The 19653-nt window shown below is 66.5% G+C and carries 16 protein-coding genes; 6 read left to right on the top strand and 10 right to left on the bottom strand.

Translation table 11 applies throughout. The annotated features are described in order from the left end of the window. Positions 1-40: 40 nt before the first annotated feature. The 5 genes from IPP28_16260 to IPP28_16240 all read right to left on the bottom strand — a co-directional run bounded on the left by IPP28_16260 (position 41) and on the right by IPP28_16240 (position 2979). Positions 41-319, bottom strand: a complete 279-nt coding sequence (locus tag IPP28_16260; GenBank protein MBL0042550.1) for a hypothetical protein — start codon at positions 317-319, stop codon at positions 41-43. Next, on the bottom strand, positions 316-756 hold the full coding sequence (locus IPP28_16255) for a phage holin family protein (GenBank protein MBL0042549.1): 441 nt from the start codon (positions 754-756) through the stop codon (positions 316-318). Before IPP28_16255 ends, IPP28_16260 begins: the two co-directional genes overlap by 4 nt. A 36-nt stretch (positions 757-792) precedes the next feature. Further along, entirely contained in the window at positions 793-1134 is a 342-nt protein-coding gene (locus tag IPP28_16250) for a DUF883 domain-containing protein (GenBank protein MBL0042548.1), read from the bottom strand. A gap of 139 nt (positions 1135-1273) precedes the next feature. Continuing rightward, positions 1274-1492 (bottom strand): hypothetical protein, encoded by a 219-nt coding sequence (locus tag IPP28_16245; protein MBL0042547.1) that lies wholly within the window; start codon positions 1490-1492, stop codon positions 1274-1276. Positions 1493-1698: 206 nt separating this feature from the next. Next, the gene (locus tag IPP28_16240) at positions 1699-2979 is read right to left on the bottom strand and encodes a hypothetical protein (GenBank protein MBL0042546.1); all 1281 of its coding nucleotides are present in this window, start codon (positions 2977-2979) and stop codon (positions 1699-1701) included. A gap of 27 nt (positions 2980-3006) precedes the next feature. Between IPP28_16240 and IPP28_16235 the strand changes: the two genes are divergently transcribed. The 4 genes from IPP28_16235 (at position 3007) to IPP28_16220 (ending at position 10436) form a co-directional block, all read left to right on the top strand. Then, positions 3007-3720, top strand: a complete 714-nt coding sequence (locus IPP28_16235; GenBank protein MBL0042545.1) for a M50 family metallopeptidase — start codon at positions 3007-3009, stop codon at positions 3718-3720. Positions 3721-3821: 101 nt separating this feature from the next. Beyond that, positions 3822-6026: a TonB-dependent receptor gene (locus IPP28_16230; protein MBL0042544.1), complete on the top strand. Its 2205-nt coding sequence runs from the start codon at positions 3822-3824 to the stop codon at positions 6024-6026. A gap of 161 nt (positions 6027-6187) precedes the next feature. Next, positions 6188-7108, top strand: a complete 921-nt coding sequence (locus IPP28_16225; protein ID MBL0042543.1) for a hypothetical protein — start codon at positions 6188-6190, stop codon at positions 7106-7108. Positions 7109-7124: 16 nt separating this feature from the next. Next, a complete protein-coding gene (locus IPP28_16220; GenBank protein ID MBL0042542.1) occupies positions 7125-10436 on the top strand; it encodes a PAS-domain containing protein in 3312 nt (1103 codons plus the stop codon). A 255-nt stretch (positions 10437-10691) separates the two neighbouring features. Here the strand turns inward: IPP28_16220 and IPP28_16215 are convergent, their stop codons facing one another. Together IPP28_16215 and IPP28_16210 are read right to left on the bottom strand one after the other, a co-directional pair. After that, positions 10692-11948 (bottom strand): hypothetical protein, encoded by a 1257-nt coding sequence (locus tag IPP28_16215; protein ID MBL0042541.1) that lies wholly within the window; start codon positions 11946-11948, stop codon positions 10692-10694. A gap of 63 nt (positions 11949-12011) precedes the next feature. Next, on the bottom strand, positions 12012-14396 hold the full coding sequence (locus tag IPP28_16210; protein MBL0042540.1) for a hypothetical protein: 2385 nt from the start codon (positions 14394-14396) through the stop codon (positions 12012-12014). 94 nt (positions 14397-14490) lie between these two features. On the opposite strand from IPP28_16210, the gene IPP28_16205 reads away from it, so the two are divergent. Continuing rightward, the gene (locus IPP28_16205) at positions 14491-15036 is read left to right on the top strand and encodes an RNA polymerase subunit sigma (protein MBL0042539.1); all 546 of its coding nucleotides are present in this window, start codon (positions 14491-14493) and stop codon (positions 15034-15036) included. A 3-nt stretch (positions 15037-15039) separates the two neighbouring features. Then, a complete protein-coding gene (locus IPP28_16200) occupies positions 15040-17451 on the top strand; it encodes a tetratricopeptide repeat protein (protein ID MBL0042538.1) in 2412 nt (803 codons plus the stop codon). Here the strand turns inward: IPP28_16200 and msrA are convergent. Genes msrA through IPP28_16185 form a run of 3 tightly spaced genes read right to left on the bottom strand, consistent with a single transcriptional unit; the run spans position 17409 to position 19644 of the window. Beyond that, entirely contained in the window at positions 17409-18029 is a 621-nt protein-coding gene (msrA, locus tag IPP28_16195; protein ID MBL0042537.1) for a peptide-methionine (S)-S-oxide reductase MsrA, read from the bottom strand. The genes IPP28_16200 and msrA overlap by 43 nt on opposite strands. Positions 18030-18054: 25 nt before the next feature. Continuing rightward, on the bottom strand, positions 18055-18990 hold the full coding sequence (locus tag IPP28_16190; protein ID MBL0042536.1) for an ion transporter: 936 nt from the start codon (positions 18988-18990) through the stop codon (positions 18055-18057). Continuing rightward, the gene (locus IPP28_16185) at positions 18991-19644 is read right to left on the bottom strand and encodes a hypothetical protein (protein MBL0042535.1); all 654 of its coding nucleotides are present in this window, start codon (positions 19642-19644) and stop codon (positions 18991-18993) included. Positions 19645-19653 lie beyond the last annotated feature (9 nt).

The raw sequence follows: 19653 nt of genomic DNA, 5'->3' as shown, positions 1-19653 counted from the left end.
CAACGGTGAGCGCGGTCGGTGCGGCAACGAACGCTCGCGCTCAGCGCGCGAGCAACGCAATGCGTGCGATGCGGGCGGCGCCGAGTAACAGCGAGGCGTGCTTCAGCAGTTGTGGCCGGACCAGCAGCGTGGCTGCGGCGGCTGCGATGCCGAGCGCCAGCTGCGGATGTTGCGTGAGCAGGCGCATGCTGCGGCTGCGCGGAAATCCGGCCGTCGGCGCTGGTGCGGGATGCAGGCGTTCGTGGATGAGGCCGCGCTGCAGCAGCAGTTGTGCGCGCAGCAGCGAACGTTGGTCGTGCAGGTTCGGCGTCGTGTTCACAGCGCGCTCCGGAGCTCGGCGAGATCGGATGCCAGTTCCTCGCGGGTCGCTGCAAAGCTGTCGGCACCGAGCGCCACCAGTGCGCATAGCTTGCGCCACGCGAGCAGGGTGGCGATCGTGTAGACGATGATCACCGCGACCAGCGCGACCACCCGGTACGGCGTGGCCCAGCTGAGCACTAGCACCAGCAGTCCGCTGAACAGCATCACGCAGAGCAGGCTGGCGGTGCCGAGGATCAGCGTGAACAGCAGCGCGCCGAGACGCTGCTTTTCCTGCTGCCACTCGATGCGCGCCAGTTGGCCATGCAACGACGCCTGCGTGAGCAAGGCACCGCCGGCTCGGCGCAGCCGGTTCAGGCCACGCAGCAGCCGGATGGCCCCGGCCGCGTGGTCCGGCGTGAAATCATCGCGGGTACTCGAGGGCTTGGGTTCAGACATCGCGGCGGCTCGTTGCCAGTCGCTATCGGCCGGCGCTCAGCGACGCGCGAGCACGACGCCCAACAGCAGGCCGACGGTGGCGGCGATGCCGATCGCCTTCCACGGTTGCTCGTGCACATATTCGTTGGTGGCCGCGGCCGAGCGGCGGGCGCGCTGGGCAACGGCGCTGCCCATGTCTTCGGCCGAGGTCTTGGCGGATGCAATCAGCTCGGCGAGGCGGGCGCGCGCGAGGTTGAGCTCTTCGCCGCTGAGCGATGCGGTCTGCTTGACCAAGTCCTCGATGTCGGCGACGAGGTCGTGGAATTCGCGCGAGAGGTTCTGGCGGCCGCTGTTGGCGGCGGCGCGGGCGGTTTCGCTGGTGAGGGGCTTGGCGTTCATGGGGCGATCTCCGGTGGTGTGGGGTGGCTCGCGCACGGCGCTGCGACCAGGGGCTGCAAGAGAGCAGCGGAGGACGTTCACCCTAGTCGCCGCATGCGCAGCGATCTGTACGCCAGCGAACGCAGTGGCGCGAAGGCGATCAACGCTTGCGCGGCACGACCAGCAGCAGGACGCCGGCGATGATGGACAAGGCGCCGGCCCACACCGGGATGTTCACGCGCTCGTTGTCGGAGACCGACAGATGGATCGGTCCGACGCGGGTCTCGTGGGTTTCACGGGTGTAGGTGAAGCCGCCGTAAGCGAGTGCGAGCACGCCGGCCGTGATCAGCACGAAGGCCAGAGTCTTGAATGCGTTCATCGGTTGGTCTCCGGTGCGAGGAAAGGAGTTGGGCAGAGCGCGCGGTGGCGTTCGGGATCGCGTCCCATCGCCGGCCACAGTGTGCGCTTGACCCGTCGCCCGGTCGGTACGGCGGCACACATAGCGACACCACGCCTCGCAGCGTCGATCCATGCATCGACCACGCATCCAGGTGCAATGTAGGTACCGCCCGATCGACGCAGCCTTCAGTCCGGCGCGTGCCGGGGCGGGTGATAGACCGGCGCGAAGCCGCCACCGGGGGTGCGGAAGTTGGTGGTCTGGCCCTGATAGAGACGGGCGGCGACGAGTTGCACCTGGCCGTCGTAGACGTAGTTGCGGATATCGATCTTCAGTGGCTGTTCGGGGGTGAGGTGACGTTCACCGGGAACGGCGATCGCTTGCGCGACGTAGTCCGATGCCAGGATTTCGGCGAAGACCTTCTTCGTGAGCTTGTCGCCGCGATAGGCACCACGACTGCCGAAACCGCCGGCGGGCTTGAAGAACCAGTGCTTGCGATCGGCCCACAGCGACTCGGCGTCTTCGGCGCGCACGCGCACGGTACGCGGAATGCCCGCGATCAGGGTGGCGATGGTCGCTTCGTCGATACCCCAGCGGCGCAACAGCGCGGCATCGGTCAGCAAGACCAGGTTGTGCTTGTTCGCATACAACGCATGCGCCCGCGGGTGCGGCGTGAAGACCGCGGCATCGGTGACATAGGCTTCGCGCAGCAGCGCGTGCGCAGGGTCGTCGAAGTAGAAGTCGGTGAGTCTGTTGTAGACCAGATCGATCGTCTCGCCGTTGTATTCGAGGTGCCCGTTGCGCAGCGCGAACCCTGCTGGATCGGCGATCACCGCAGCGATGCCGCGTGACTCGAACGCCTGCTGCGCGAGCAGGAATTCGGGATACAGGTATTGCGAGGCCGGGGCGGTATCGACGATCGCGATTCGCCGCAGCGGCCGGGCGCCGCGCGCCAGGCGCCATTCATTCGCGAACATCGCGACGAAGCCCTGCTCGATCGACTGCATGTCGGCCGGCGTCGTCACCCAGTCGCGCACTTCCGGGCAACAGGCGCGTTGCACCTGGCCCAGCGCCGCGTTCAGGTAGGCGCCGCCGGCATTGGTATTGATTTCGATGAGCTGCGGACCCTGGTCGCCGATGTGGAAGTCGTAGCCCATGAACACGCCGAGCGCGTGCGGATCGTGACGCGCGATCGGTGCTGCGTCGGCCAGCACCGCCGTGCGCCAGGACTGCGACGCAATCACCGACTCGATCGCGGCGACGATGCGCTGCATGCCGTCGGTGTGAGCGCGTGCCACGAATACCGGCAGGGTCGAGAACAGGTGCGGATGCGATTCGATGATCGGCCGCACCAGTCCACGCGCGGACAGGTCATGCTCGATCCGCGCGCGCAGCGCCTCGATGTCGGTGCCGATGCAATGGCAATTGCGATTCAGGCGCTCGGCGATCGGGGTGGCGGCGGGACTCATGGTGGGACCTATGCTATCAACGCCGACATGGATGCCCATGGACCCGGATCAAGCCCCGACCACGTGATTGCCGATCGCGGCTGGCGGCGTTGGTTCGGTCTGGCCTTCCTCGCACTGGCCTTGATCGGCCTCTGGCAGGTGCCTTGGTTGGGCTGGCTGGTGTATCCGTTCCGCGTGTTCGGCACCTTCGTGCACGAGCTCAGCCACGGACTCGCGGCGATCGCGACTGGCGGTGACTTTGTGCGCTTCGCGGTGTCTCCAGATTTGTCCGGGGTCGCGCATTCGGCGGGCGGCCTGCGCATGATCGTCGCCAGCGCCGGCTACATCGGGAGCGCAGTCTTCGGCGGCGCACTGCTGGTGTTGCACGCGCGGCTGCTGTCCTCGCGCACCCTGCTGTTCGGACTCGGTGTCGTGTTCGGCCTGTTGTGCCTGCTGTTCGTGCGCAACCTGTTCGGTGTCGCGGCGGCGCTGGCGATCACGTTCGCCCTGGGAGCTGCAGCGATGAAGTTGAACCTCGCGATGCGCGATCTGCTGGTCGACGTGCTTGCGCTGCAATTGATCCTCGACGGCTACGACAGCCTGTTCACCGTGTTCGCGCTGTCGCGACAGGGCGGCGTGCGCAGCGACGCTGAAACCATGGCCGATCTGACCTGGTTGCCTGCCACCTGGTGGGCGCTGATCTGGATGCTTGTCTCGACCGCCATCCTGCTCGCCGCCCTGCGTCTGGCGGTGCGCCGCTGAATCCGGCGGCGCGAACTGGACCAAGGTACAGGTGCGTCGTGAACTTTCCGTTTCTACATTGGCGGCCAAGATCGGCGCATGTCGTGCCGGGGAGAAACCACATGTCGAAGCACATCCGTTCACCGCTGGCCCTGGCGATCGCGTTCTCGCTGTTTGCCGCCTTGCCGGTCCTGGCGCAGGACGAGAAGAAGGACGCCGACGAGGCCAAGTCCGACAAGACCGCCACCATGGAGCAGATCACCGTCACCGCGCGCCGGCGCGAGGAGACCTTGCAGGAAGTGCCGGTCGCAGTGACCGCCTTCACCGAGACGGCGCTGGAAAACCTCAACGTGCAGGACATGGGTGACCTCGATGCGCAGGTGCCGAACCTGACCGTCTACGCCGCACGCGGTTCGAACTCGACCGTGACCGCGTACATCCGCGGCGTGGGTCAGTCGGATCCGCTCTGGGGCGTCGATCCGGGCGTCGGCGTCTACCTCGACGACGTGTACATCGCGCGTCCGCAAGGCGCGCTGCTTGATGTCATCGACATCGATCGCGTCGAAGTCCTGCGCGGTCCACAGGGCACGCTGTACGGCAAGAACACCATCGGCGGTGCCATCAAGTACGTGACCAAGGTATTGACGCCGGACTTCGGTTCGACCACCTCGGTCGCAGTCGGTTCGCATTCGCAGCTCGACGTGAAGACCAGCCTGAACCTGCCACTCGGCTCCGATGCGGTGGTCGGCCGGATTTCGCTGGCCTCGCTGAATCGCGATGGCTTCGGCGAGAACCGTCGCACCGGCGCGCCGGTATCGGACAAGGAAATCCTGGTCGCGCGCGGCACCCTCGGGTTCTATCCTTCGGACGCGGTCAGCGTCGTCCTCAGCGCCGACTGGCTGGATGATCAGGGTGGCGTGCGCGGCGCCCAGCGCCTGAATGCCTTCAACCCGGCCGATCCGACCCACACGCCGCCGCTGAACGATCGTTACGACGTGCTCAACGGCATGTCCAACGTCAACGACACCGCGATGGACGGGGCCTCGGCGACGATCAACTGGAACCTCGCCGATGGCTGGTGGTTCAAGTCGGTCACCGCCTATCGCCAGTCGGACACCGATACCAGCATCGACTTCGATACCTTGCCGAACAAGATCGCCGACGTGCGCGCGCTGTATTCCGACGAGCAGCTGAGCCAGGAATTCCAGTTCAACTACGCCAGCGACAACTGGAGTGGCGTGTTCGGCGCATTCTGGTTCGATGGCGAAGCTGGCGGCACCGTGTACAACAACTTCTTCAACGTCCAGTTCGGCACCACCAACGGTACCGTCGACACCGAGTCCGTCGCGCTGTACGGCGAAGGCACGTTCCCGATCAGCGACACGCTGTCGGTCACCGCCGGCCTGCGCTGGACCGACGAAACCAAGAGCGCCGACGTGCTCAACCAGTTCTTCTCGAACGCCCAGTTCACCACGGTGATCGCGACGCCGTCGGACTTCACCGATTCGGTCGATTTCAAGAACCTGTCGCCCAAGGTTTCGCTCGACTGGCAGCTCGATGACGACACCCTCGTCTACGGCCTGATCAGCCGCGGCTTCAAGAGCGGCGGCTTCAACATCCGCGCCAATGCCACGGCGGTACCGGCGTCGGCGCTGCCGTTCGACGACGAGTCGGTGACCAGTTTCGAGATCGGCACCAAGAAGTCGTTCAACGACGACTCGTTGTTCCTCAATGCCGCGCTGTTCCACAACAAGTACGAGGACATCCAGTTGTCGGTGTTCAGTGCCTACGACTCGAATGGCGACGGCACCGACGATTCGTTCTTCGGCGACTTCACCAATGCCGGCCAGGCGACGGTGCAAGGCCTGGAACTGGAACTGCAATGGCTCGCCACCGACCGTCTGAGCATCAGCGGCAACGCGGCGTGGCTCGATGCGGCCTATGACGAGTTCGTGTCGCGCGGCACCGATATCGCCGACTCGCAGTACATGACCAATGCGCCGAAGCGTTCCGGCGCGCTGACGCTGGCCTATACCTGGCCCGCGTTCGGCGGCGAACTGATGGCGCGTGCGACCACCAGCTACCAGTCCAAGGTCTATCCGACCACCGATTTGAGCGAGGTGATCGCGCAGTCCGGCTACAGCCTGTTCAACGCCGGTCTGGTCTGGCGTGGCGAGGGTCCGTGGTCGTTCTCGCTGCAGGGCTCAAACCTGGGCGACAAGGAATACCGCACCACCGGCTACAACATCCCGGTGCTCGGCATCCTGACCGGCTTCTACGGCGCACCGCGTCAGTACACGCTGGCCGCGACCTACAGCTTCGACTGATCCACTTGCTTCACGACGCCCTGTCCCTCGCCCGCCTCCGGCATGCTCTCCCCGCCGGAGCGGGCGCGGGGACCTTTCGCAAGCACCGACCGCGCCTCGCGCGGTTCGTTGTTTCTGCGCTGCTGATCGCGCTCGGCGGCTGCGACGAGGCGGATCCGCCTTTGCCGCCATTGCCGATCGATGCCGCCCGGATCAGCGTATCGGGCATTTCGTCGGGCGCTTACATGGCGCATCAGGTCCACCTGGTGTTCTCGCGCTCGATCCATGGCGCGGCCCTGATCGCGGGTGGTCCGTACGGGTGCGCGCGCGGCGACCTGCAAACCGCGCTGGCCGATTGCATGAACCCGACGACGTCGTCGCCGGACGTGCCGATGCTGGCCGCCGAGGTGCGTGCGCGTGCCGCAGCGGGTCGCATCGATGCACTGGCCGGACTTGAAGGCGATCGCGTGCTGGTGGTGCACGGGCGTGCCGATGGCACGGTCGCGGCTGCCGTATCCGCAACAACGACCGATCTGTATCGGCGACTCGCGGATACCGTCGAGGTCACGCAGGACGACGATCGCGACTTCGCGCATGTCTTCCCGATGGCCATGCCGGGCGAATGCGTCGCCGACGATGCCCACATGGCGGCGTGCGGCATCGATCTCGCCGGTGAAATCCTCCGGCATCTGGCTGACGCGCAGGCCGAGGCGGCCACGACCGCGCGGGGTGACTTGCTCGCGTTCGATCAGCGAGCCTATGCCGAGGACGACCACGATCCGCGCTTGTCCGATCGCGGTTACCTGTACGTGCCGCCGCAATGTCGCGAACAGGCCTGCGGACTGCACGTCGCGTTCCATGGCTGCGAGATGCAGGCCGACCGGATCGGCACGCGTTTCGTCGCCGAGGCCGGCTACAACCGCTGGGCCGACAGCGTCGGCGTGGTCGTGCTGTATCCTCAGGTGCGATCAAGCCTGATGCCGTTGAATCCGAAAGCATGCTGGGACTGGTGGGGATATACCGGCCGCGACTACGACACCCGCGACGGCGCCCAGATGCGCTGGCTGATGCGGGTATTCGCGCATTTCGGCGTGGTCATCTGACGCGGATCCGGCGCCCATGCTGAGCGCGTCCACGGTGGTGGTCGCGGGCCTGGTCTGGGTGCTGCTGCTGTTTGCGGTGGCGCTGTACGGCGAACGTCGTGCCGAACGTTTCGCGCGCCTGTGGCCGGCGATCTACGCCTTGTCACTGGCGGTGTACTGCACCGCCTGGACCTTCTACGGCACGGTCACCCAGGCGGCGCGCTGGAACACGCCGATCCCGCCTACCTTCATCGGGACCCTCCTGCTGTTCCTGTTCGCGATGCCCTTCCTGCGCCGGCTCGCAGCGCTGGCGCAGGCGCAGAATTCGGCCTCGCTGGCCGACCTGATCGCCTCGCGTTTCGGCAAGGACCCGCGCCTCGCCGCGCTGATCACGGCGGTGGCGGTGATCGGCATGGTGCCTTACGTCGCCTTGCAGCTGAAGGCGGTGGCGATGAGTTACGCGATGTTGACCGGTGGTGCCGCGCAGGTGCCGGCCTGGCAGGATGCGGCGTTCTGGATCGCGCTGGTGATGGCCTTGTTCGCGATGCTGTTCGGCACCCGCCGCGCCGCCGCGACCGAGCACAATCGCGGCCTGGTGCTCGCGGTCGCGTTCGAATCGCTGATCAAGCTGGCGGCGATGATCGCGGTGGGACTGTTCGCGGTGTTCGGCATGAACGATGGCCTCGCTGCGCTGGCGGCGCGCGTGCCGCAGGGCTTCACGGGCCGTCCGGACAGCGGCTTCTTCGCCCTGGTCGCGCTGGGTGCGGTGGCGATGTTCACCTTGCCGCACCAGTTTCATCTCGGAGTCGTCGAATTGCGGGACCGGCAGCATCTGCGCACGGCGCGCTGGCTGTTTCCGCTCTACCTGCTGCTGATCGCGGCACCGATCCTGCCGCTGGCCTGGGCCGGGCGTGTCGCATTCGGTGACCTGGTCCCGTCCGATCTGTACGTGCTTGCCCTGCCGCTGTCCGAAGGCCATCACGCGCTCGCCCTGCTGACTTTTCTCGGCGGCGTGTCGGCAGCGACCGGCATGGTCATCCTGGTGGCATTGACCTTGTCGATCATGATCTCGAACCACTGGTTCGCGCCGCGCGTCGTGCGCAGTGCCGGCGCCGAGTCCGGCGATTTGCGGGTGGTCGTGTTGCGTCATCGTCGTTACGCGATCGCCTTCGTCGTGCTGCTCGCCTGGGCGTACAGCCGCGCGATGGCGGCGAGCGAGGCCCTGGCCGATATCGGCGCCTTGTCGTTTTCCGCACTCGCCTTGCTGGCGCCGGCCATCATCGCGGCGGTGTATCGGCCGCAGCTGCCGGCGCGTGCGGTGCAGGGTGGCTTGCTGGTCGGTATCGCGTTGTGGTGCTGGATCATCCTGCTGCCGCTGGCGAGCGAACTGGTCGGGCTGGGACGGTTGCGATTCCCGGTCGGATTGGCATGGCTGGAACCGACGCAGTTTCTGGGTCTCGGCGGGCTGGACCGGCTCGCGCGCGGCACCCTGGTCAGCCTGCTCGCGAGCAGTGCGGCGATGCTGTGGTGGGCGCGACACGGGCACGTCGGCGACGACTACGCGACTGGCCGCATCGAGAGTTCGGTATTGCGGTCGCTCGCATCACGCTTCCTGCCCGAGGCGCAGAGCGCGGCCTTGTTCGACGAGGCCGAGCCGTATGCCGGGGCGGAGCGCATCGCGCGGGTGGAGCGTGAACTGGCGCCGGTGATCGGTGCGGCCAGTGCGCGACTACTGGTTGATGCGGCGCGGCGTACGCCGGCTGCGGCGCTGGAACGCGTTGCGGAGTTCGTCGGTGAAGCGTCGCAGACGCTGCGCTTCAACCAGCAGATCCTCGAAGCCGCCCTCGAGAACATGAGCCAGGGCATCAGCGTCGTCGATGCCGATCTGCGTCTGGTGGCATGGAATCGACGTTATGCCGAACGCTTCGACTATCCGCCGGCATTGCTGCGCGTTGGCACGCCGGTGGCGGACCTGCTCCGCTTCAACATCGATCGTGGCCTGACCGGCCAGCAGGTCGGCGCCAGCGATCTCGAACGCCGCATCGACCACATGCGCGCGGGCACGCCCTACGTGACCGAGCGCCGTTTTCCCGACGGTTCCGTGATCGAGATTCGCGGCAACCCGATGCCGGGTGGCGGCTTCGTCGCGACCTTCACCGATGTCACCGAATTCCGCGCCAACGAGGCCGGATTGAAACGTGCCGCCGAGACCCTGGAGCAGCGCGTCTTCGAACGCACCGAGGATTTGGCGCATGCGACCGCCGAAGCCGAACGAGCGAATCAGGCCAAGACGCGTTTTCTCGCGGCGGTCAGCCACGACCTGTTGCAACCGATCCACGCCGCCCACCTGTTCACGCACGCGCTGGCGCAGTCGCTAAAGCACGGCGAGTATCTCGAAGGCGTGCAGCAGATCGACGGCGCCTTGAATTCGGCGGAGGCGTTGCTCGCCGGATTGCTCGATATCTCGCGCCTTGACGCCGGCGGCATGACACCGCAGGTCCGGGCGTTCGCGCTGGGCGATGTGCTGCAGCACCTGGCCAGCGAGTTTCGCGTGCTCGCGGCCGAGCGCGGCCTGGCATTGCGCTGCGTCGATACCCGCGCCTGGGTCGAGAGCGATCCGCAACTGCTGCGCCGGGTGCTGCAGAACTTCCTGTCGAACGCGGTGCGTTATACCCAGCGCGGACGGGTGCTGATCGGTTGCCGACGCCATGGCGCGATGCTCTCGATCGAAGTCTGGGACAGCGGACCCGGCATTCCGGAAGCCGAGCACCGAGTGATCTTCGAGGAGTTCCGGCGTCTCGATCGCGGTAGCCAGGGGCTGGGTCTCGGCCTCGCGATTGCTGATCGCATCACCCGCCTGCTCGGGCATCGGCTGCGCCTGCACTCGCAGGTTGGGCGCGGCACGATGTTCGCGGTCGAACTGCCGATCGCAAGCCCTTCGACCCAGCCGGCTGCGGCGGTCGCCGTCGTCACCGAACAGCCGCCACGCGCCCGCGTGCTCGTGGTCGACAATGACGCCGCCGTGCTGAAGGCGATGCGGACCTTGCTGGTCGGCTGGCAGTGCGAGGTCCATGCGGCGCGCGACGCCGATGATGCGCGCATCTTCGCCGATGCCCAGCCGCCCGACCTGTTGTTGCTCGATTACCACCTCGACGGTGGCCACGACGGCCTGCAGCTGCGCGCGCAGCTGCAGGAACTGGTCGGCGCTGCGCCGACCGTGATCATCACTGCCGACCACTCCGATGCCGTGCGCAATGCCGTGCGCGCGGCCGGGTATCACCTGCTGCACAAGCCGGTGAAGCCGCTGGCCCTGAAGTCGCTGATGAGCCGGTTGCTGGCGGCGCGTTGAGCGCCTATTCGAAACTGTTCGAGAACAACGGATCAGGCGAGGGCGCGCACGTGGCGTTCGTGGACTTGAGCGTGAAGCGCGGCGGGTCGGCCGGAGAAGATCGGAATTCCGCCACTGTGCGGACAGCGAAGCGTGCGTCGGCCGAGCGGTCGACCACGGCCGCGTCTGCCCGACGTATTGAAAACCGATCGGACGCCGATGCATCGAGTTGGAGCGCACAGAGCATGCCGATGGCGGCCATACGACGCGCCACGCTCACGGGATGAAACCATCAGGCAAGGTGTAGACGATGCGCACGATCCCGATGCCGCAGGTGGTTTCGCGCGAGATCGCTTCCAGGAAATCCGCATGCAGGTCGGTGTTCACACGAGTGTTGAGATTGCTCGCAAGTACGAAGTCGACGCCGGCGCTGCCGACCCCAGAGACACTCGCGATCTCGGTGACGTCCCCTGTTTCGGTGAACTCTCGGCGCTTCAGGGCCACCGTGCAGTCACCGGTCGAGGTGCCGTTGCCCATCGAGAAGCGAACGGAGAGCGCATGGATGACCGCTTTGTCGGGAAGTGACACTGGGGCCACGGCGCCACAGTTTCCCGCACCAAAGTTGGAGTTCTTCCGGAGGTCGACGGCATTGGTGCAGTCGTTGTCCTGCATCTCGCTGAAGGCACTGCTGTGGATCATCAACGAGTGCTGTGCGACGTTGGCGTATTTCACGCCGCCGTTGACGCGGATGTCGCCATCGACGTCGAGTTCTTCCTCAGGCGACCTTCCGATACCGACGCGTGTTGTTGCCGAGCGCAACATCACGATCTGATCGACATCACTCGCCGGGAGGTTGTCCGAGTTGTTGTGCGCACCGATGGCAAACACGTTGTTGGCACCGTCGTAACGGACGTACGCACCGCGGAAGTTGCCGGTGGCCGTACCCTCGACGAAGCGGATGCGCCCCGATTCGGCTTGGTCCGACGTTGTGCCGGTGAGGTTGATCGTGGGTCCATCCAGATAGCTGCTGGGGCCGCGCAGCGTCAACAGGTCACGAGGGTCGGACGTGTTGATGCCAATGCCGCCGGACGAGCGCAGCACCAAGGGGGCGCCATCGGTGGTGCCGAGGAAGTTCGTCGCCGCACTGACACCGCTGTCGCCGGTGGTGCTCCAGCATTGACCGACCAATGGCGCGAGCACGGCTTTCTCGCGGCCTTGGATGGCAGCGAAGCCGAGTGTGCTGTCGGCGTCGCGAACCGCCAGCTCGATCCATACGTCGTGATGGTCGAGAATGCCGGCGCCAAAGTCCGGTTCGAGCAGAAAAAAACCGTCCTCGACCAGCACGTCTTCGAAGGTGACGGCCGATGCCAGCGCCTGTTTCCCGCCGGCGTCGGCGTAGGGCGTCAGCCGCAGATCGTAGCGTGCGTTCGCAGGTGCACTCCGATCCAGCAATTCCCCGTGATAGCGCAGCGTGGCTGCATCCGTGGGCATGACCAGCGTCGTCAATCCGAGGGCAAGTAAAATGCGATGCATGGCCGTTCTCCGGTGGGGTTCGGCTTCTCCAAACCCCGATTGATGACCGATCCCGCCAAGGTCTCAGCTTCCGTTTGCGCTGCAATCGATCGTCAGGTCGTCGACGACGAAGTTCGACTTGCCGCTGCTGGTCGGATTGACGTATTCGAACTGGATCGCATGGCTGGCGCCGTTGGCGAAGCTGCTCAGGTCGACGCTGCGCGCGACGTAAGTCGATTCGGCGCTGGCAGGTTCGTCGAAGGTGCGTACGGTCGTACCGTCGACCTTGACGCGCAGCACGGCATCGAGCGGCGGACTGATGAAGCCGCGACGCAGGAAGAAGTTGAGATGGCGCGGGCTGCCGGGCGGAATGACCACGGACTGCGACAGGGTCGAGGTCTCCGCGCTCGCTATGCCACCGAACCAGGCCCAGGCGCTGCCGTTGCGCGGCAGTGCGGTGCCGGCGTCGTCGGGGCAGATGCTGCTGGTGCAGATCGCGCTGCCGAACTCCAGCGAGGTCGAGGCCCAGAACGGATTGGCGCCGGTCCCCGGGTTGCTGGCTTCGAGGCCGCTGTCGCTCAGCAATTGGGCCGGCGTGCAGGTCGGTGGTGGTGGGCCGTTGCCTTCGAAGCTGTCCCCGAACAGGTCATCGATCGGTGCGCTCGGGCCTTGCGCGCAATTCGGCCACCAGCACGCGTTCGAGGTCGAGAACGTCGTGAGCGCCGTGTATTTCGGCGAGGTCGCCGTCGCCTGATCCTGGAATTCGAGCGCGCCCCAGCGGCCGAAGGGGCCCCAGCGCCCGACGTTGTAGAAGTGCGTGAATTCGTCGCCGTTCTGCTTCCAGGCGGCAAGATAGTCGGCATACAGCGTGCCCATGCGTGCATCGGCGTTCGCGGCATCGAAGATCGCGTTGCAGGTGGTGTTGAACGTGAAGCCGCCGATACCGGCGAAGTGCTGGCCGCCTTCGTAGGCGATCAGGCGGATGCCGGCGCCGGGAAAGTTGTTTGCAAGCATGTTCTTGTTGCCGGTCATGAAGCCGATCGCAGTCGGCAACGCGCGCGCGTTCAGGTCGGCGAAAAAGTTGTCGAGATTGGCGTACACGTTCGGATTCGAGTCCGGATTGACGCCCGCGCTCGGCGTGCAGTATTCGGTGCCGAAGTAGGGCGCGACCGCGTACGCGTCGGTCTTGGCGGCGACGGTCGTGCCGCCGGCCGTGACCGTGCGCACCATCACCTGTCGGCCGAGATCGGGATTCGCGGCCTGCGCGGCGACCACGCGCACGACGCGGTCGCGCGCGTTGGCGCCGAACACGGCATCGACGCGATCGAAGATCTCGACCGAGCGATCGCCCCAGCGCCGCACCAGCGCCTGAAAGCAGGCGGCGCCTGCGGGGGCCGGCACGCTGAAGGTGTTCGGATCGATCTCGCAGGCGATGCCATTGCCGGGCACACCGTCGAGTTGGCAATTTGCGGCGAGATCGGGAAATCCCGGGCAGGCGTCGCGCGGGATCTCGAGGTTCTGGCTGAAAATGCCGTTCCAGTTCTCGTTGCCGTATTCGATGAAGAGCTTGCGGTCGGCGCGAAAGTCGTCGCGCAACACAGTCGCGAACTGATCGACGAAAGCGTTGCTGGCGCGATGCGGGATGTTGATCCACAGGTCCGAACCGAGGCGATTGCCGAGTTCGGCCAGGATCTGCGGCGGCACGCGGTGCCAGAAGGCACTGGTCGGGGTCGGATAGTCGGCGAACTGGACGACCGACGAGGAATTGGTCTCCATCCAGTCCATGAAGCGCAGCAGCCGATACGGCGCGGCGTTGGCGAGGAAGCGCGGCTGGAACACCTGGGCGTCGACGACGCCGGCAGCGGTGTACAGGTTGCAGGTGCCGCCGCTGCACGGATTGCCGACATCGCAGGCGCGGCGTTCATCGTTCGAACAGACGCCGCCGGGCGGCAGGATGCGGATGTTGCGCAGGTGGTTGCCGGGCGTCGTCGCGGTGAGGTTGAAACCGATATTCGTATTGCTGGCGCCGATGTCGAAGGTAATGCGACCCGGCTGCGGGTTCTGCACATTGCTCGCGCCGAAGAAGTTCACGCTGCCGTTGCCGTCGAACAGCATCGTGTAGGTGCCGGCGGGCAGGCGACCGGTGGCGAGTCCGGCGCCGGCGTAGATCACGCTGCGTGCTTCCTGGTTCGGCAGCAGGCTTTGCACGTAGCCATCGGTGTCGCGATCCAGCGTCACCGGGCAGACGCCGCCGCAACTCGGGTTGTCGCGGCAGTCGAAACAGCCGGCGCGGCCGGGAATCCAGTCGCGCGAGGACTTCATCAGGTTCACGAACGGGAATTCGTCGCTGAAGTCGGTCACGCCGCCGAGGTTGCTGCCGAGCGGCGCCAGCGGATCATCGCCGGCGCGCGCCGCGGTCGACATCGCACTCAGGACGAAGCTGATCAGGAAAACGACAACACGATTCATGGCTGAGCTCCGCTGTTGCGATTCGATACCCGGAACGCTGTCCGATCCCGCCAGCACCGGGCTATGCTCGCAGGAGGGAATCGCAAGGCGTCGCATGAGTCAGGTCACCGAACTGCTGGACAAGGCCCGATCGGGCGACGACCGCGCCTGGGATCAGGCCGTCGCCCTCGTCTATGACGATCTCAAGCGCATCGCCCGCGGTGTGCTCGGTGGCGGGCAGGGCACGCTGAATCCAACCGCATTGGTGCATGAGTGCTATCTGCGCCTCGAACGTGGTGGCGCCGAAGCCGTGCAGAACCGTGCGCACTTCCTGGCCCTGGCGGCGCGCGCGATGCGCCAGCTGATGTTGAACCACGCCCGCGACCGCATCGCCGAAAAGCGTGGCGGTGGTGCCGCGCATACCGACATCGATGCGCGCGAGCAGGCGGTCGCGGTCGAAGCCCAGCATCTGATCGATATCGACAGCGCCCTGAACCGTCTGGAATCCGAGAATCCGCAATGGGTGCGCGTGGTCGAATGCCGCGTGTTCGCGGGCCTGACCGAACAGGAAACGGCGGACGCGATCGGTGAGTCCCTGCGCACCTCGCAGCGCGTGTGGGCGGATGCGCGTGCCCGCCTCGCCGTGTTGCTGGCGGCTTGAACGATGGCGGGTTCGGTGGCCGATCCGGGTTCTGACACCCATGCCGACGATCCTGCCTTGCCCATGAAAGCCCTCGACCTGCTGGAGCCGGGGCGACTGTTTTCCGGTGCCCTGTTCCGCGACCTGCTGGCATCCGTCGACGATGTGCCGACCGCCGGTGCGCGTGTCGGCGTGTTCCGGATCGTGCGCGAACTGGCGCGCGGCGGCATGGGCGCGGTGCTGCTGGCCGAACGCGACGACGGCCAGTTTCAGCAACAGGTCGCCTTGAAGTGGTTGACCGGCCGCGGTGCGGTCAGCGAAGCCTTGTTCCGGCGCGAACGCCAGACGCTGGCGGCATTGCGGCATCCGAACATCGCCCGACTGGTCGATGGTGGCCAGCGCGAGGACGGGCGGCCGTGGCTGGCAATGGAATTGATCGAGGGCGACACCCTCGATCGCCACTGCGTCGCACGGGCCTTGCCCTTGCGCGAGCGCATCCGTTTGTTCCTCGACGTGTGTGATGCGGTCGCTTACGCGCATGCACGCGGCGTGCTCCACCGCGACATCAAGCCATCGAACGTGATGGTCGATGCCGACGGTCGCGCCAAGCTGCTCGATTTCGGCATCGCGGCCCTCGCCGATGCGGGCGAGGACACCGCACCGGTCGCGTTCACGCCGGGATTCGCGAGCCCGGAACAACGCCGTGGCGAAGCCGCGACCGTGGCTGGCGATCTCTACCAGCTCGGCTGCCTGCTGGCGGCGTTGCTGGCGCGCGATGCGAACGAGCACCGCACCTTGCTGGGCCAGGCTGGCGAGCCCGATGCGGGGTTGATCCTGCCTGAGGGCCTGCCGCAAGACCTGCGCCTGATCGTGCAGCGGGCGACGGCCGATGCGCCAGATGCCCGCCATGCGACGGTGGCGGCACTGCAACTCGACTTGCAGGCGTTTCTCGCGAATCGTCCCATCGCCGCGCGCCGGCACGATCCGCTGCATGTGTTCGGCCGCTGGTTGGCACGACACCCGTTCGCGAGCGCGGCCAGCGTGGGCGTGCTGATCGCCGCTGCCGCCGGCATCGCCTTGTCGATCCAGCGCATCGCTGCCGAGCGCGATCGCGCCGACGAGCGCGCGCGCGTCGCCGGCACCGTGCTCGCCTTCCTCGAAGACGATCTGCTGGCGGCGGCCGACCCGGCTGCCATGCCCGGCCACGAGATGACGGTGCGCCAGGCGCTGGATCTCGCTTCGCGGCAAGTGGGTCGTCGCTTCGATCAAGCACCGGCCGAGCAAGCGGCAGTCCGGCTTACCCTGAGTCGGCTGTATCAGGCACTGGGTGCACCCGACCAGGCCGAGCCGCACGCACGCGCCGCGCTGGCGCTGGCGGAGGAATGGTTGCCGGCGCAGGTCGAGCCGTTGCGACTCGAGCTGGCCGACGTGTTGATCGACCGCGATCGACTCGACGAGGCCGAGGCCCTGATCACTGCAACGTCGGGCGCGTCGTTGTCGCGCGATTCGTTGCGTTCTCGACTCGCCTACCAGCATGGCGACTATGCGGCGGCTGCCGATGTATTGCGGCCTTACTTCAAGGACACCGACATCGTTTCGGTGCGTGATGTCGGAGCGATGCAGCCGCTCGCGCAGGCGCTGCGCATGCTCGGCGAGCACGAGGCATCACTGGGTCTGTTCGACCGCTCGCTGGCGGCGCTGGGCAGTGAATTCGGCGACGACCATCCGCGCCGATTGGGCCTGCGCCACGATCGCGGCGTCGTGTTGCGGCATCTTGGCCGCTTCGACGAGGCCGTCGCGGTACTCGTCGACGTGCTTGCACGGCGCCGGGTCGTGCTTGGCGATGCGCATCCGGAAACGCTGACGACCATCAACGAACTGGCGACGGTGTATCAGGAGCAGAAGCGCTTCGCCGACGCGGAGCCGCTGTTCCGCGAGGCCCTGGCCGTGCGCGAGCGCCTCTACGGCGAGCAGCACCACCTGACGCGCAACAGCATGAGCAATCTGGGCCTGCTGCTGTCGCTGTCGGGGAAACTCGATGCCGCGGCGGTCCTGTACGAGCGCACCTTGCGCATCGAGACCGAATTGATCGGCGAGAGTCATCCGGACACGCTGGCGCTGATGCACAACATCGCCGGCCTGTATCGCAAGCAGGGGCGCCTGGACGACGCGCTGGCGCTGCACGTGCAAGTGCTGGCGCGGGCGCGCAAGGTACTCGGTGGCGAGGCCTGGCAAGTGGGCTTGTTCGAGGTCGGGCGTGCGCAGACCCTGCAGGCGATGGGCGATGTCGGTGCTGCCGACGCGGCCTATGCCGAGGCCGAATCGGTGCTGGTGGCATCGATGGGGAACGATCATCCGCGTACCCTCAGGGTGCGCGAGATGCGCGCCGCACTTCAGAGCGCGCAGGCCACGCCGGTGCCGCCCAGGCCGCAATAGCCACGCGGATTTTTCGACAGGTACTGCTGGTGCTCGTCCTCGGCGTAATAGAACGGCGGCGCGAGGCGGAGCTCGCTGGTGACCGGCGGATAGCCTGCGTTGCGCAGGGCTCCGGCATACGCGTCGCGCATCCGCTCGGCGATCGCGAGATCCTCTGGCGTGTACGCGTAGATCGCGGAGCGGTATTGACTGCCGCGGTCATTGCCCTGGCGCATGCCCTGGGTCGGGTCGTGGCTTTCGAAGAACACGCGGAGCAACGCGTCCAGCCCGAGCTTCGCTCGATCGAACACGACCAGCACGACCTCCGCGTGCCCGGTCCGGCCCGAGCAGACTTCGCGATAGGTCGGGTTCGGGGTGTAGCCACCGGCATAGCCGACGGCCGTCGTGTAGACCCCGGGGAGGGACCAGAACTTGCGCTCCGCGCCCCAGAAGCAGCCCATGCCGAACTGGACGCGCGCCAATCCGGGAAAGTCGCCGGCAATCGGTCGGCCATGGACGTGGTGCGCGTTCACCACCGCCATCGGCGTGGATCGGCCGGGCAGGGCCTGGTCGGGTTCGGGCAGATCAAGCATCGCCATGTGCTGGGGTTCCCTGGTGTCGGATTCAAGCGATGGGACCGTTGTTCGGTGCAGGATCTTTCGGCGCGTCGTCGGCCGTCGGCGCGGCGACGTGTGCGAGCAGACGCTCCAGCTTGCGTTCCAGCGCGCTGCGTTCCTCGACCGCCTTGAGCAAGGCGAGTTCGATCGAGGCGAGGCGGGCCAGCAGTTCGTCATGGTGCCTGGCGCGCGCTTCGGCATCGTCCTCCATGTGCTGCAGCTTCATCCAGATCATGCGCCGCACGTGGCGAGCCTCGCGTTCCTCGTCTTCCTGAAAGAACGCCACCAGCGAGGCCGACAGCAGCGCGATCATCGATACGCCGAGCAGCATCAGCGTGACCGCGAACACGCGTGCCGCCGGCGTCTGCGGCACCATGTCGCCGTAGCCGACCGTGGTGACCGTGACCCAGGCCCACCAGATGCCATCCATCGGGCGCGAGAAGGCCGGGTCGAAGTATCCGATGACGGCACCGCCCAGCGTGGTCACGATGACGATCGCCGCGAGGATCGGGCCGAGCCGGTTCTGCGCCAGCATGTGCCTCACGACGCGCGCGACATTGGTCAGCAGCGACAACATCAGCAGCAGACGCAAGGCCCGCGCCGCACGAGCCCAACTGCCTTGCTCCCAGAGCAGAGGCAGACCGGTGACGATGATCAGCAGGTTCAGCCAGTTGCTGCGGAAATAACGGGCACGGTCGTCGACCAGTGCCCCGACCACGGCCGCCTCGGCGACGAACAACGCCCAGGTCAGCCATGCGACCAGATTGGCCGTCGGTGCTGAAATCTGGCCGCTGCTTTCCAGCGACCACTGGATCGGCAGCCACAACGCGAGCGGCACGAGCACCCATTCGAACCATTCGCTGACGCGGCGCGCGCGCGCCGGCTCGTCCGGTGCAACGCCAGCGAGGCCGAGCCAGGCACCGTAGCGTCCCCGGGTCGCCATTTACGGTGCGCCCATGCCGATCACCGGCGCGATTTCGCGTGGCGCGGCCGACAAGATCAGCATCACACCGTCCTCGCGCAGTTCGGCGCTGTCGTCGAGCACGATGCGACCGGCACGGTCGGCCATCAGCAGGTGTTCGATGCGCCCGCTGATGCTCAATTGCGCCTGTGCAGCCGGGTCGAACCACAGTTCGACGCCACGCACGCGAAACTGGTCGGCGACACCGTCGGCGGTCACGACGGCACGCATCTGGTCGATGCCGCGGGCGATTTCCCGATACGGGAAACGCAGGCCGCGCGGCGGCTTCAACACGATCGCGACCGACAAGGTCAGCGAACCCTTGGGCTGGTTCGATGCGACCGTCGGGTTCTCCTCGCGCAGTTGCGGATCAAGCGGAAAATGCACATCGCCGTTCGCGGCGACGTGGATGCTGCGCACGCCGTTGCGGCTCTGGATATCGAGACGGATCTGCTCCGGCGCGACGTCGCTGCGCTTGCTCAGGATGCGGATGCGCGCGAGCAGGCGATCATGGCCGTCAATCTCCAGCGCCGGACGCAGGGATTCGTACAAGGCGGCATACGGAATAACCGAGACCTCGGCGTGGGCAAGCACCGGGCACAACAGGGTGAGCAGCAGGATCAGGCGACGCGACATGCCGCCACT

This window comes from Lysobacterales bacterium (assembly GCA_016721845.1).
Taxonomy (GTDB): Bacteria; Pseudomonadota; Gammaproteobacteria; order Xanthomonadales; family Ahniellaceae; genus JADKHK01.
The sequence above is the reverse complement of the archived record's forward strand: the minus strand, read 5'-3'. Positions and strand labels throughout refer to the sequence as shown.